The 13,152-nt window shown below is 67.4% G+C and carries 11 protein-coding genes and 1 tRNA gene; 3 read left to right on the top strand and 9 right to left on the bottom strand.

What is annotated here, in order from left to right; all coding sequences use genetic code 11:
• Window position 1 precedes the first annotated feature (1 nt).
• From tnpB to AC1DTF_RS09195, 3 genes are all read right to left on the bottom strand, one after another.
• A complete protein-coding gene (gene tnpB / locus AC1DTF_RS09205) occupies window positions 2-1,423 on the bottom strand; it encodes an IS607 family element RNA-guided endonuclease TnpB (RefSeq protein ID WP_477473841.1) in 1,422 nt (473 codons plus the stop codon).
• A gap of 41 nt (window positions 1,424-1,464) precedes the next feature.
• Window positions 1,465-1,540: transfer RNA gene (locus AC1DTF_RS09200), tRNA-Thr, on the bottom strand.
• 55 nt (window positions 1,541-1,595) lie between these two features.
• Window positions 1,596-2,807, bottom strand: coding sequence for a DNA polymerase III subunit delta' (locus AC1DTF_RS09195; protein WP_477473840.1), 1,212 nt, complete (start codon window positions 2,805-2,807; stop codon window positions 1,596-1,598).
• 80 nt (window positions 2,808-2,887) lie between these two features.
• Here AC1DTF_RS09195 and AC1DTF_RS09190 point away from each other — a divergent pair, with 80 nt between their 5' ends.
• Entirely contained in the window at window positions 2,888-4,462 is a 1,575-nt protein-coding gene (locus AC1DTF_RS09190; protein ID WP_057170777.1) for an adenylate/guanylate cyclase domain-containing protein, read from the top strand.
• On the opposite strand, the gene topA is transcribed toward AC1DTF_RS09190, so the two are convergent.
• From topA to AC1DTF_RS09175, 3 genes are all read right to left on the bottom strand, one after another.
• Complete coding sequence (gene topA / locus AC1DTF_RS09185) at window positions 4,459-7,281, bottom strand: type I DNA topoisomerase (RefSeq protein WP_477473839.1); 2,823 nt, start codon at window positions 7,279-7,281, stop codon at window positions 4,459-4,461. The two genes, AC1DTF_RS09190 and topA, sit on opposite strands and share 4 nt — an antisense overlap.
• Before the next feature lie 111 nt (window positions 7,282-7,392).
• On the bottom strand, window positions 7,393-7,974 hold the full coding sequence (locus AC1DTF_RS09180; protein WP_057170775.1) for a hypothetical protein: 582 nt from the start codon (window positions 7,972-7,974) through the stop codon (window positions 7,393-7,395).
• 73 nt (window positions 7,975-8,047) lie between these two features.
• Window positions 8,048-8,251, bottom strand: a complete 204-nt coding sequence (locus tag AC1DTF_RS09175; protein WP_006243848.1) for a cold-shock protein — start codon at window positions 8,249-8,251, stop codon at window positions 8,048-8,050.
• Between the two features lie 285 nt (window positions 8,252-8,536).
• Between AC1DTF_RS09175 and AC1DTF_RS09170 the strand changes: the two genes are divergently transcribed.
• Window positions 8,537-10,885, top strand: a complete 2,349-nt coding sequence (locus AC1DTF_RS09170; protein ID WP_477473838.1) for a DEAD/DEAH box helicase — start codon at window positions 8,537-8,539, stop codon at window positions 10,883-10,885.
• A gap of 295 nt (window positions 10,886-11,180) precedes the next feature.
• Complete coding sequence (locus AC1DTF_RS09165; protein WP_057170773.1) at window positions 11,181-12,284, top strand: PAS domain-containing protein; 1,104 nt, start codon at window positions 11,181-11,183, stop codon at window positions 12,282-12,284.
• Here the strand turns inward: AC1DTF_RS09165 and AC1DTF_RS09160 are convergent.
• Genes AC1DTF_RS09160 through AC1DTF_RS09150 form a run of 3 tightly spaced genes read right to left on the bottom strand, consistent with a single transcriptional unit; the run spans window position 12,281 to window position 13,138 of the window.
• Window positions 12,281-12,598: an Rv3654c family TadE-like protein gene (locus tag AC1DTF_RS09160; protein WP_156409447.1), complete on the bottom strand. Its 318-nt coding sequence runs from the start codon at window positions 12,596-12,598 to the stop codon at window positions 12,281-12,283. The two genes, AC1DTF_RS09165 and AC1DTF_RS09160, sit on opposite strands and share 4 nt — an antisense overlap.
• A gap of 19 nt (window positions 12,599-12,617) precedes the next feature.
• Window positions 12,618-12,941 carry a TadE family type IV pilus minor pilin gene (locus AC1DTF_RS09155; protein ID WP_477473867.1) on the bottom strand — a complete coding sequence of 108 codons (324 nt, stop codon included), beginning with the start codon at window positions 12,939-12,941 and terminating at the stop codon, window positions 12,618-12,620.
• Complete coding sequence (locus AC1DTF_RS09150; RefSeq protein ID WP_057170770.1) at window positions 12,938-13,138, bottom strand: DUF4244 domain-containing protein; 201 nt, start codon at window positions 13,136-13,138, stop codon at window positions 12,938-12,940. The genes AC1DTF_RS09155 and AC1DTF_RS09150 overlap by 4 nt, the downstream gene beginning before the upstream one ends.
• Window positions 13,139-13,152 lie beyond the last annotated feature (14 nt).

Genomic DNA, 13,152 nt, shown 5'->3' with positions numbered 1-13,152 from the left:
ACTAAGCGACATTGTCCGTTTGGGACTTCCCGTGGCGATACCCATTGCCGACAACATCGGTCTTACCAGAGTTTCCAGCGGGCTCGTTTAACGTCGCCCCGCAACTCGGGGAGGACGTGACACCAGTAGTTTCTGCCGCTAGTGCGACAAGGTTGCGGCTGGCATTGACATCTCGGTTCAGTACCAATCCACAATGCCCACAACGATATGTGCGCTCTGATAGCGGCAGTTTGGCTTTCACTGCGCCGCATGCAGAGCAAATTTTCGTGCTGGCATAATAGCGATCAGCTACTACGAGCTCCACTCCATTCCAAGCCGCTTTGTAGGTGAATTGCCGCCGCATCTCACCCCAAGATGCCCCCGCAATACGACGAGCGAGACTGCGATTCCGAATCATCCCGGCAATGTTGAGGTCTTCGATCACGATGGTTCCAGCGGCGCGAACAACCGCGGTCGTGACCTTGTGAAGGGTGTCAGATCGAGCATTGGCTATTCGAGCGTGTGTTCTTTCGCTCTTGAGCCTCGACTTCAGCCATCGCTTCGATGGCGGTATCCGCTTGACCTTGTCCGGGCCTCGGCGTCGTGCGGCCTGTCGTTCCAACCGGCGGAGCTTCGCCTGCCCGGTCTCCAGCCGCTGCGGATTCACCACGACTCCGTCGCTATCCGACACCGGAGGAAGAGGAATCGAAACGACCGCCAAATTTGTCAGTCCCAGGTCAACGCCAACTGCAGGGCGTGCGTGTCCACCAACTACAGCAGGTGCGTGAATTTCGACCGAGAACGAAACGAACCACCTTCCGCGAGAGAAACTCACCGTCGCGGAACGTATTCGGGCGGAACCACTACTCACTCTCCGTGCGAGTTTCCTAGTAGATTCGTGCGTCCGGACAATTCCCACCCGCGGAATCCTTACATGCCGCCTGTCGGCGCCGATCAATCCCATCGCGCCTGTGGAAAACCTGCACGTGAGCGCATCGGTCCGGCGTTTGAAGACAGGGAACCGTACCGCCCGCCCCCTGCCATTCAGTGATTTCGATCGTTGCCAATTCAGCAGCGCAGCAGCAAGGTTCGCGAGGCCAGAAGCATAGGCCTCCTTGGAGTTCTCCCGCCACCACGGCGCCGCACCGTCCTTCACGGTGTTCCAATGCTTGCGAAGTCCGTAGGCCGACCAGTTGACGTACGGAGTCAGTTCGTCCCCGCTTAGACCATAGGTCTGCTCGGCGGCGCGCTGCTCAAGATTTGCTCGTACGGCGCGCAGTCCCCAGTTGTAGGCAAACCGCTGAGCGCCGCAGTGCGATCGAAGCGCATCGCATTGCAGAGGTGTCGGATCCAACGCAAACCTGTAGGACCTGATGATCGATTTCGACGAAGTCGCTGCGACACCGGCCTGGTAGGTGGGTGACCTCGTCGTATCGACCGCCATGATGTCACCATCGCACAGGTGTACGACAACTCTGTGCTGAGTGGAGCCACCTAGGAGAATCGAACTCCTGACCTATTCATTACGAGTGAATTGCTCTACCGACTGAGCTAAGGTGGCGCGCCTGCCTAAGCAGGCGGGACGAGTCTACGACAGCGCCCACCCACGACCCAACTCAGGTTTTCAGGGCCTGCCCGACCGTCGCCACCATCGCGTCGACGGCGAACTTCGGCTTCACATTGATCGCGAGCGCCTCCCGGCAGTCCAGCACGGCCTCGATACAGCGCAGCAGCTTGTCCGGCGCCACGTGCGCGGCCATCGCGCCCACCTTCTCGGCCATGTCCGGGTGGTTCGCCGCAACGCCGCCGGCGCCCGCCGACACCACCAGCGCGTCGCGGAAGTAGGTGGCCAGGTCCATCAGCGCCCGATCGAGCGCGTCCCGGCCGGCCCGCGTCTGCCGAGATTTCTGCCGCGCCTCGAGCTGTTTCATCGCGCCACTGGCACCGCGCATCGTGCCCGCGGTGCCCTTACCGGTGCCGCCGGCGCCCAGCGCGGTCCGCAGTTCCTCGGCCTCGCTCTCGTTGCGGTCGACGGTCAACGCCTTGGCCTCCGCCTCGGCGGTGGCCACCAGTTCCTCCGCGGCGCCGAACGCGCGCGACGGCGTCGCGGCGTCCCGCGCCAGGCTCAACGCGCGCTCGCGGCGCACCCGGGACTCCGGATCGGTCGCCAGCCGCCGGGCGCGGCCCACATGTCCCCCGCTGACCGACGCCGCCCAGGTCGCCATCTCGACGCCGATCCCGTCGCGCTCGGTCAGCACCTCGGCGATCGACGCGGTCGGCGGTGTCACCAGCGGGACGTGCCGGCACCGCGACCGCAGGGTGACCGCGATGTCCTCGGGATCCACCGACGGCGCGCACAACAGGAACACCGTCGACGGCGGTGGCTCCTCCACCACCTTGAGCAGTGCATTCGCTGCGCCCTCGGTAAGCCTGTCGGCATCTTCGACCACGACGATCTGCCATCGTCCGGTTCCGGGCCGCCGCGACGCGATCTGCACGATCTCGCGCATTTCCTTCACCCCGATGGACAGCCCCTCAGGAATGATCCGGCGCACATCCGCGTGGGTGCCCGCCATGGTCGTGGTGCACGGGCGGCACTCACCGCAGCCCGGCTCACCCTCCGATGTGCACTGCAGCGCGGCGGCGAAGCACAGCGCGGCGATCGAACGGCCCGAACCGGGCGGACCGGTGATCAGCCAGGCATGCGTCATACCGCCGGCTGTGAGTCCGCTGTGAGACTTTTCACCACGAGCGGATCTGGCGGCTGCGAGCAGCTCCTCCTCGACGAGGTGTTGGCCCACCAGACGCGAAAAAACACCGCTATGCACCGGTCAACAGTAGTGGCACCGGCCGACACGACACGGGCTCACCGGCGCAACACGTCCCCCTTGACCGATACGGTGAACGGGTGAGTGCGGAGGTGACACTGGTAGGACGCGTCAGCGCGTTCGTCCGTTGGGTGGCCCGCACGCCATGGCCGGTGTTCGGGCTGGGCATGGTGCAGGCCGATATCATCGGTGCACTGCTGGTCCTGGGCTTCCTGCGCTACGGTCTGCCGCCCGAGGACCGCATCCAGCTCCAGGAGCTTCCGGCGTTCAACCTGGCGGTCTTCCTGGCCTACCTCTTCGTCTCGTTCACCATCGCCGCGTACATCACCCTGCGGATGCTCATCCCGGTGATCCGCTGGCAACGCCGCGACACGCTGCTCGGTGACACCTCCACCACCATCACCGAGGTGGCCCGGGTCCGGGCGCTGAAGATGCCCTTCTACCGGTCGGTCATCAACGTCACCAACTGGTGCCTGGGCTCCATCGTCTTCATCGTGGCGAGCTGGCCGGTGGCCAGTAAGTCGGCCCCCGTCGTCGCGGTCGCGACCGCGCTGGGCGCCACCGCGGTCGCCATCATCGGCTATCTGCAGTCCGAGCGAGTGCTGCGCCCGGTGGCGGTCGCCGCGCTGCGCACCGGCGTCCCGGAGAACTTCCGGGCACCCGGGGTCATCCTGCGCCAGGTGCTCACCTGGGTGCTGTCCACCGGGGTGCCCATCCTGGCGATCGTGCTGGCGGTGGTGGCGAGCAAGTTCGGTGTCCTCAATGCGCCCGCCGAGAAGCTGACCACCCCGATCCTGCTGCTGGCCATCGCTGCGCTGCTCATCGGCCTGGTCGGCACCGTGCTGGTCTCGATGTCTATCGCCGACCCGCTGCGCCAGCTGCGCTGGGCCCTCGGCGAGGTGCAGCGCGGAAACTACAACGCCCACATGCAGATCTACGACGCCAGCGAGCTGGGCCTGCTGCAGGCCGGCTTCAACGACATGGTGCGCGATCTGGCCGAACGGCAGCGCCTGCGGGATCTGTTCGGCCGGTACGTCGGCGAGGATGTGGCCCGCCGCGCGCTGGAACGCGGGACCGAACTGGGCGGCCAGGAACGCGATGTTGCGGTGCTGTTCGTCGACCTGGTCGGCTCGACGCAGCTGGCCTCCACGATCCCCGCCTCCGAGGTCGTCAACCTGCTCAACGAGTTCTTCCGCGTCATCGTCGACACCGTGAACAAGCACGGCGGGTTCGTCAACAAGTTCCAGGGTGACGCCGCGCTGGCCATCTTCGGCGCCCCGATCGAACACCCCGACGCCTCCGGGGCCGCGCTGGCGGCCTCCCGCGAGCTGCACGACGAACTGGTGAACGTGTTGGGGCAGACCGAGTTCGGTATCGGCGTTTCGGCCGGACGGGCGATCGCCGGCCATATCGGCGCGCAGGCCCGCTTCGAGTACACCGTGATCGGCGATCCGGTGAACGAGGCCGCCCGGCTCACCGAGCTGGCGAAGCTGGAGGTGGGCCATGTGCTCGCCTCGGCCATCGCGGTCAGCGGTGCGCTCGACGCCGAAGCCCTGTGCTGGGATGTCGGCGAGATCGTCGAGCTGCGCGGCCGTAAGGCCCCCACTCAGCTGGCCCGGCCCGCGCGGTCGTACCACCGCGCGTTGTCGAGCTAAGCCTTCTTGACGGCCTTCTTGGCGGGCGCCTTCTTCGCGGCGGCCTTCTTGACGGCCTTCTTCGCCGGCGCCTTCTTGGCCGCCTTCTTCACCGGGCCGCGGGCGCGCCGGTCAGCGAGCAGTTCGGAGGCGCGGGCATCGGTGATCGACAGCACGTCATCGCCCTTGCGCAGGCTGGCGTTGGTCTCGCCGTCGGTGACGTAGGGACCGAACCGGCCGTCCTTGATCACCATCGGCTTCTCCGACACCGGATCGTTGCCGAGTTCACGCAGCGGCGGGGTGGCCGCACCCTGCCGGCCGCGCCGCTTGGGCTCGGCGTAGATCTTCAGCGCCTCGTCCAGAGTGATGGTGAACATCTGCTCTTCGGTGGCCAGCGAACGAGAATCGTTGCCGCGCTTCAGATACGGGCCGTAGCGGCCGTTCTGGGCGGTGATCTCCTCGTTGTTGGCGGGGTCCACACCGACGACGCGCGGCAGCGACAGCAGCTTGAGGGCGTCCTCCAGCGTCACCGTCTCCAGGTCCATCGTGCGCAACAACGAACCGGTGCGCGGTTTCGGACCGGTCGGCTTCTTGCCCTTCTTCGCCGCCACACCGTCTTCGGGATCCTCCGGCGGCTCGGGCAGGACCTCGGTCACGTACGGACCGTAACGGCCGTCCTTGGCCACGATCTCGTGCCCGGACTCTGGATCGACACCCAGCGAACGACCCTCTTGCGGTGTGGCGAAAGCCTTTTCGGCCAACTCGAGAGTCAGCTCATCGGGCGTCAGCTCGTCCTTGAGGTTGGCGCGCTGCGGCTTCAGCTCGCCGGGATTGTCCGGATCGGCGATCATCCGCTCCAGGTACGGCCCGTTGCGGCCGACCCGGACGTTGACGGCGCGACCCTCTTCGTCGTCGAACAGCTTGATGGAGTTGACCAGTCGCGCGTCGATCTCCTCCAGATTGCCGCCCACGAGCTGCTTGAGGCCGCCCGCGCGGGCGATCGATCCTTCGACGCCGTGCTCGCCACCGAAGTAGAAGTTGTTGAGCCAGTTGGTACGTCGCTCATTGCCCGAGGCGATCGCGTCGAGCTCGTCCTCCATGGCAGCGGTGAAGTCGTAGTCCACCAGGCGCCCGAAATGCTGCTCCAGCAAGCCGATCACCGCGAACGCCACCCAGGACGGCACCAGGGCGCTGCCCTTCTTGTGCACGTAGCCGCGGTCCTGGATCGTCTTGATGATCGAGCTGTACGTCGACGGGCGCCCGATGCCGAGTTCTTCCAGCGCCTTGATCAGCGAGGCCTCGGTATAGCGCGCCGGGGGTGAGGTGGTGTGGCCGTCGGCGGTCAGGTCGGCGGCATCCACCCGCTGGCCCTGGGTCAGGTTGGGCAGCCGACTCTCGGCGTCGTCTGCCTCGCCGCCGGCCTGCTCGTCGAGGCTCTCCACGTAGGCCTTGAGGAAGCCCGGGAAGGTCAGCGTGCGACCGGAGGCGTTGAAGACCACCTGCTCACCCGAGGACGCCTGCCCGGCGATCCGCAGGCTCAGAGTGGTGCCACGCGCGTCGGCCATCTGCGAGGCCACCGTGCGCTGCCAGATCAGCTCGTAGAGCCGGAACTCGTCGTTGTCCAGCGCGCTGTGCAGCTGTCCCGGGGTCTGGAACACGTCACCGGAGGGCCGGATCGCCTCGTGGGCCTCCTGCGCGTTCTTCACCTTGCGGGTGTACTGGCGCGGGGTCGGGTGCACGTACTCCTGGCCGTAAAGCTGGCCGGCCTGGTTGCGCGCCGCAGTGATCGCCGACTCCGACAGTGTCGTCGAGTCGGTACGCATGTAGGTGATGTAGCCGTTCTCGTACAGCCGCTGCGCGATGCTCATGGTGCGCTCGGAGGAGAACCGCAGCTTGCGGCCGGCCTCCTGCTGCAGCGTGGACGTCATGAACGGCGGATAGGGCTTGCGGGTGTAGGGCTTCTGTTCCACCGACGAGACGGCCAGCTGGGCCCCACGCAGGCCACTGGCCAGCGCCCCTGCGGCGGCCTCGTCGAGCACCAGGACCTCGTCGGGCTTCTTGACCCCACCCAGGGAGTCGAAGTCGCGGCCTGCCGCCACCCGACGCCCGTCGACGGTGTTGAGTTTCGCGGTGAACCGCGGCGGGGTGGCCTGCGGGTCGGACACGCTGGCATCGAGTTCGGCGGTGACATCCCAGTACCCGGCGCTGCGGAAGGCCATCCGCTCGCGCTCGCGCTGGACGATGATGCGGGTCGCCACCGACTGCACGCGGCCGGCCGACAGCTTGGGCGCGACCTTCTTCCACAGCACGGGGGAAACCTCGTAGCCGTAGAGCCGGTCCAGGATGCGGCGGGTCTCCTGCGCGTCGACCAGGTCGATGTCGAGGTCGCGGGGGTTTTCGGCGGCCGCGCGGATGGCCGGCTCGGTGATCTCGTGGAACACCATCCGCTTGACCGGGATGCGCGGCTTGAGGGTTTCGAGCAGATGCCAGGCTATGGCCTCGCCCTCGCGGTCACCGTCTGTGGCGAGGTAGAGCTCGTCGACGTCCTTGAGCAGGGCCTTGAGCTCGGTGACCGTGCTCTTCTTATCGGGGCTGACGATGTAGAGCGGTTCGAAATCCGCATCGACGTTGACGCCGAGGCGCGCCCACGGCTCGGATTTGTACTTCGCGGGCACGTCGGCGGCCGCTCGCGGCAGGTCACGGATGTGGCCGCGCGAGGACTCGACGACGTAGTTGGAGCCGAGGTAGCCCGCAATCTTGCGCGCTTTGGTCGGCGACTCGACTATTACGAGCCGCCGAACGTTACCGGCGCCTGCCCGGCTCCGGTCGTCGTCAGCCACCTGCTCTTACACTCCACTTCTCTGTTGCCAAGCCGCCGTACGGCACGCTGGCAACTGACAATTTCGCATCCTGGGCGAACCAACGCAAACTGGCTCGCCCGTCAGCATTCCTTATATTCTCGGCCATTGTGCAAACGCGTCGGTGTCGCCGGGTGGTTCCCCGACGTTCTCTACCAGCCGTGATAGTCGTCGCCTACCACTGATCCGCAACGCCGGGCGCGAACCCCTGGTACCGATCAATGTCGGGGCGATACCCACCCGCATCAGCGCCGATGCCAGCACCGGATGGGTGTCGGGTGCGTGCGGATCCAATCCCAGCAAGTACCGGTCGGACGCTTCGGGGGTCCCCGCGGCGAGCGTCCAGGCCCGTAATTCCCGCGCACCGGGCAGCCAATGGCCGGGAACGGTCTTCACCGCGCCGCGGGTCCACTCGGCGGCGATACCCGCCAGCCGACTGTCCATGCCGGTGCGCACCAGCGGTGTGCTCTCGTCGGTCCGCAGGATCTCGGGCTCCAGGCCGACCTCGGTGATCATCGCGGCCAGTTCCCGGGCGCGCCAGAGCTGATCGACCACGATGGACAGGCGGGCCTCACCACCGGTGATGACCACCTGACCATGGGCAGCCAGCAGCCCGGTCAGGTCCTCGACGGCCGGCGGTACCGACTCTGCCGAGAAGAACGACAGCTGGCTCACACGCTCGACACTATCGGCGTCCGATACGAAAACACCCCCGGCTGGGCCGGGGGTGTCTCCCTATTGCGATGGCTCAGACGGCGCGAACGCCGGTGGCCTGCGGCCCCTTGGGGCTCTGGCCGACCTCGAACTCAACCTTCTGGTTTTCCTCAAGGGTGCGGAAGCCCGACCCCTGGATCTCCGTGTAGTGGACAAACACGTCAGCGGAGCCGTCCTCGGGGGCGATGAAGCCGAAGCCCTTCTCCGCGTTGAACCACTTCACAGTTCCCTGTGGCATCTCTCGTACATTCCTTCTCTTACCGGGTGCGGTTCACCGACTTCCGGTGTACCGGGCCCGTTCCGACCGCCATACCAACGCGTGTGTCGCCGGAACTCGACCCGACCTACAACCTCGCAGGAACCGCGATCGCAACGTTCGATCCTGCGGGTGCTGAAACACGAACACAGAAGCTGCGACCACGATCAGTCAACCACGTTCAACGCGTCTGCGACAGTCTCGAAAATGATCATGTAGTTAACAATTCAGCTGGGTACACATCAAAAAGATCTTGAGAGGCGACAGTTGTCTGGTTCCGCGGCAGATTCCGGGTCCGATTTCGGCCGGGACCTGCTCTCGCGCGCGATCGAGGGCACCGCCCCCGACGAACATCCGGTGCGCCACGTCGAGGACCTGCCGGCGCGGCGCAGCGACAGCCGGGACTGGCCGCACTGGGCCGATCCCGACATCGTCGCGGCGTTCGCCGACCGCGGCGTCAGCACACCCTGGTCACACCAGGCGGCCGCGGCAGATCTGGCCCATGCCGGACGGCATGTGGTGCTGTCCACGGGCACGGCGTCGGGCAAGTCCCTGGGATATCAGCTACCCATCCTCACCGCGCTGGCCGCCGACCCGCGGGCCCGGGCGCTGTACCTGTCCCCCACCAAGGCTCTCGGGCACGATCAGCTGCGCGCCGCGCAGGCGCTGACCGATGCGGTACCGAGCCTGCGCGATGTCGCACCCAGCGCCTATGACGGTGACGCGACCACCGATCTGCGCCGGTTCGCCCGCGAACGGTCGCGGTGGATCTTCTCCAACCCGGACATGATCCACCTGTCGCTGCTACGCAACCACGCCAAGTGGGCGGTGTTCCTGCGCAATCTGCAGTTCATCGTCGTCGACGAATGCCATTACTACCGGGGCATTTTCGGTTCCAACGTGGCGATGGTGCTGCGCCGTCTGCTGCGCCTGTGCGAGCGCTACTCGGGATCGCCGACGGTGTTCTTCGCAAGCGCCACCACCGCCGCGCCCGCCGAGACCGCATCCGAGCTGATCGGGCAGACCGTCACCGCGGTCACCGAGGACGGCTCGCCGCAGGGTGGCCGGACGGTGGCGTTGTGGGAGCCCGCCCTGCTGGAGGACCTGGTCGGGGAGAACGGTGCACCGGTGCGGCGATCGGCCGGCGCGGAGGCCTCCCGGGTGATGGCCGACCTGATCGCCGAGGGGGCGCGCACCCTGACCTTCGTGCGGTCCCGCCGCGGCGCCGAGCTGACCGCACTCGGGGCGCGGACCCGCCTCGAACAGGTGGCCCCGGATCTGGTCGACACCGTCGCCTCCTACCGCGCCGGCTATCTCGCCGAGGATCGCCGGACCCTGGAGCGGGCGCTGTCCGACGGTGAGCTGCGCGGCCTGGCCACCACCAACGCCCTGGAACTCGGGGTGGACATCGCCGGCCTCGACGCGGTGGTGCTGGCCGGCTTCCCGGGCACCGTCACCTCGTTCTGGCAGCAGGCCGGTCGGTCGGGGCGGCGCGGGCAGAGCGCTCTGATCGTGTTGATCGCCCGCGACGACCCGTTGGACACCTATCTGGTCCATCACCCGCAGGCGTTGTTGAACAAGCCGATCGAACGCGTCGTCATCGACCCACGGAATCCGTATGTGCTCGGGCCGCAACTGCTGTGTGCGGCCACCGAACTGCCGCTCACCGATGCCGAGGTGCGTATCTGGGACGCCGAGGCGGTGGCCGCGACGCTGATCGACGATGGGCTGCTGCGCCGCAGGCCGGGCGGCTACTTTCCGGCACCGGGTGTCGACCCGCACCCGGCCGTCGACATCCGCGGTTCCTCGGGCGGCCAGATCGCCATCCTGGAGAACGGAACCGGCCGGGTGCTGGGCACCACCGGGACCGGGCAGGCCCCGGCGTCGGTGCATCCCGGGGCGGTCTACCTGCACCAGGGCGAGACCTACGTCGTCGACGCACTGGACTTCGAGGACGGCATCGCCCTGGTGCACGCCGGGGACCCGGGGTACACCACCTCGGCTCGGGAATTGACCGACATCGCGGTCACCGGTGACGGAGAGCTGCACCGCCACGGCCCGGTGACGGTCGGCGTGGTGCCGGTGTCGGTGTCCAACACCGTGACGGGCTATCTGCGGCGTGCTCTCGACGGCGAAGTCATCGACTTCATCGAGCTGGAGATGCCGACCCGGACTCTCGACACCGTCGCGGTGATGTGCACGATCACACCGGAAGCATTGGCCGACAACGGTGTCGAGGCGCTGTCGGTGCCCGGCGCACTGCATGCCGCCGAGCATGCCGCGATCGGTCTGCTGCCGCTGGTGGCCAGTTGCGACCGGGGCGACATCGGCGGTGTGTCCACGGCGCTGGGGCCCGGGCCGGGTGAGCTGGCAGGCCTGCCGACGATTTTCGTCTACGACGGCTATCCCGGCGGGGCCGGGTTCGCCGATCGGGGTTACCGGCAGATCGAAACCTGGTGGGCGGCGACCGCCGCGGCCATCGAGGCCTGCGACTGCCCGGCCGGCTGCCCGTCGTGCGTGCAGTCCCCCAAGTGCGGCAACGGAAACGACCCGCTGGACAAGGTCGGGGCGGTGCGGGTGCTGCGCCTGGTGCTCGACGCGCTGGCGCGGCACTGATACCGCACAGCGGTCCACCCCTCGTCGACCGCCTCGTCCAGCAATGTGCCGACACCAGCGACGCCGAGCACACAGGCTTCGCGACAAAACGGTCGGACAACGCGATCCGTTTTCAACCCCGGAGATCCGGGCGCAGAGGGCAAAGTACCTTCTGAACTCGGCCATCTGCAACTCATAATCGCTGCACGCGGACGCCGAAATGGCGTCTACAATCGCCCGCCGGCCGTGTGGTTCGACTGATTCCGAAGGCTGCAGAATTGCGGGTGGTGCGCCACCTGCCAGCTAAACTGCCCCCATGGACCACGACTGGTTGCTCGTGGAGACACTCGGGGACGAGCCCGCCGTCGTCGCGCAGGGCTCCCGCACCAAGAACCTGGTACCGACCAGCAGCTTCCTGCGACGCAACCCGCATCTGATGGCCATCCAGTCGGCCATCGGGGAGACCGTGCGGGCCGGTCACGCGCTGAGCATCATCACGCCGAAACACGACCGCGTGATCCGCACCGAGGTGGTGCACATGTCCGACGGGGTGATCCACGGCGTGCATCTGTGGATCGGACCACCCGATGCCGAGCCCCCGCAGCGCCCGATCCCGGGGCCGCTCAAATGGGATCTGACCTCCGGGGTGGCCACCGACACCCCGGAATCGCTGACCAACGCGGGCCGCGACATCGCCACCGAGGCCACCCATGGCCGGGCATTCGCCGAGGACCTGCCCGCCCGTGAGCTCAACCCCCATGAGTCCAAGGTGTTGTCCATGGTCATCAAGGCCAAACCGGGCATGACGTTGTGCAGCACCTGGAATGTCACCGACTACCAGGGGCAGCCGATCACCGTGGGCTTCGTCGCCCGGGCGGTCCAGGAACAGCAGGAGGACGGCGGCGAGCGGCTGATCTGCCGGGCGATGAACTGGCGCAGCGTGCGTGAGGGCCCGGTGGTGCGCCCCGACGATCTGGCGCAGCGGATCCTCAACGGACTGGCCGCGCCCGGCGTGCACCGGGCGCTGGTCGACATGAACCACTGGCGGCTGCTCAAATGGCTGGACCGGCCGAGTCCGCACTACGACTGGCGCGCCCGCGAGCGGGGCGAACCCGCCCTCGATCCCGCCGACGAACCTCTGGTCGCCTCGATGATGCAGGAATTCATGCACGGCCCGACTGCGCGGGTGCTGCGGCTACCGGCCGTCGGCGGCGGCTTCACCCCGATCCACATCACCGCCAACAAGGTCGAACTCGACGACGACACCTACGCCGCCCTGCTGTCGATGCGGCTGCCCACCGACGAGGAGCTCGCCGCATCGCAGCACGGTGCCACCGTGGTCGACGGCGCCGAGCCGGTCGCTCGTACCGGTCTCAAATCGATACTGCGCAAGGCCAAATCGGCGGACTCGGCCGGTTAGCCACCCGGTTCGCCGGGCCCGGCCCTGGCTCGCGCCGATGCCCGCCAGCCCGGCACACCCGCGTCGGCCGCCACCGCGATGACGATGTCCAAGCCGTGCACCGCACAGTCTGTCACCGTGGTGCGCATGGCGGTGGCCACCGATATCGCACGTGCGCAGGCGATCTGATGCCCGGAGGTCAGCGCGGCGGCCGCCGAGAGCGCCGCCAGGTCGGCCGCGGACTGGGCCCGGTGCCGCGCGATCACCACCGAGCCCAGCACCGTCACGCCGGCGGTCACAGCCAGTAGCACCACGACCATGGCCAGCGCGGCCAGGCTCGCGGATCCGGCGTCCTCAGCGGCCCGGCTCGGCCACCGACACGGCTTCGGCGGCGATGGTGATCCCCGGCAGCAGAGCCGATGTCGTGCTGATCCGGGCGACCAGCAGCTCACCCTCGCGGTGCAACGACACCACAGCCCCGACCGGACCGACCCGCCGTGCGGCGGCGATACCGTCATCCCCGCGGGCGGCCAGCCGCGCCGCCTCCCTGGCGGCGTCGACACACCGGATCTGCAGCACCGCGGCGTTGAGCCCGGCCAGGCAGACCACCAGGACCGATACCAGCGCCGCGATCGCGAACGCGGCCTCGACGGTGACGGCCCCGGTGTCATCGGTCAGACGCTGGTGTTCAACGCGCGGGTGATGATGTTGGACAGGGCACTGACGATGGAGTCCCCCGTCACCACCGTGTACAGGATCGCGCCGAAGGCTGCCGCGGCGATTGTGCCGATGGCGTATTCCACGGTGCTCATCCCGGACTCGTCCCCGGCCGCCACCATCAGCCGCACCTGCAGCTCCCGAATTATGTTGAGCATGTTCTGTTTTCCCT

This window comes from Mycobacterium sp. P4_H6, from assembly GCF_056400845.1.
Note: the sequence above shows the minus strand (reverse complement) of the source record. Positions and strands in the feature narration are given on the sequence as shown.

What these genes read in the sequence shown, in the direction of transcription:
- AC1DTF_RS09175 (WP_006243848.1), bottom strand. Translation starts at nt 8,251, where the DNA reads ATGCCACAGGGAACTGTGAAGTGGTTCAACGCGGAGAAGGGCTTCGGC.
- AC1DTF_RS09150 (WP_057170770.1), bottom strand. Translation starts at nt 13,138, where the DNA reads ATGCTCAACATAATTCGGGAGCTGCAGGTGCGGCTGATGGTGGCGGCC.
- tnpB (WP_477473841.1), bottom strand. Translation starts at nt 1,423, where the DNA reads ATGGCGGTCGATACGACGAGGTCACCCACCTACCAGGCCGGTGTCGCA.
- AC1DTF_RS09165 (WP_057170773.1), top strand. Translation starts at nt 11,181, where the DNA reads ATGGACCACGACTGGTTGCTCGTGGAGACACTCGGGGACGAGCCCGCC.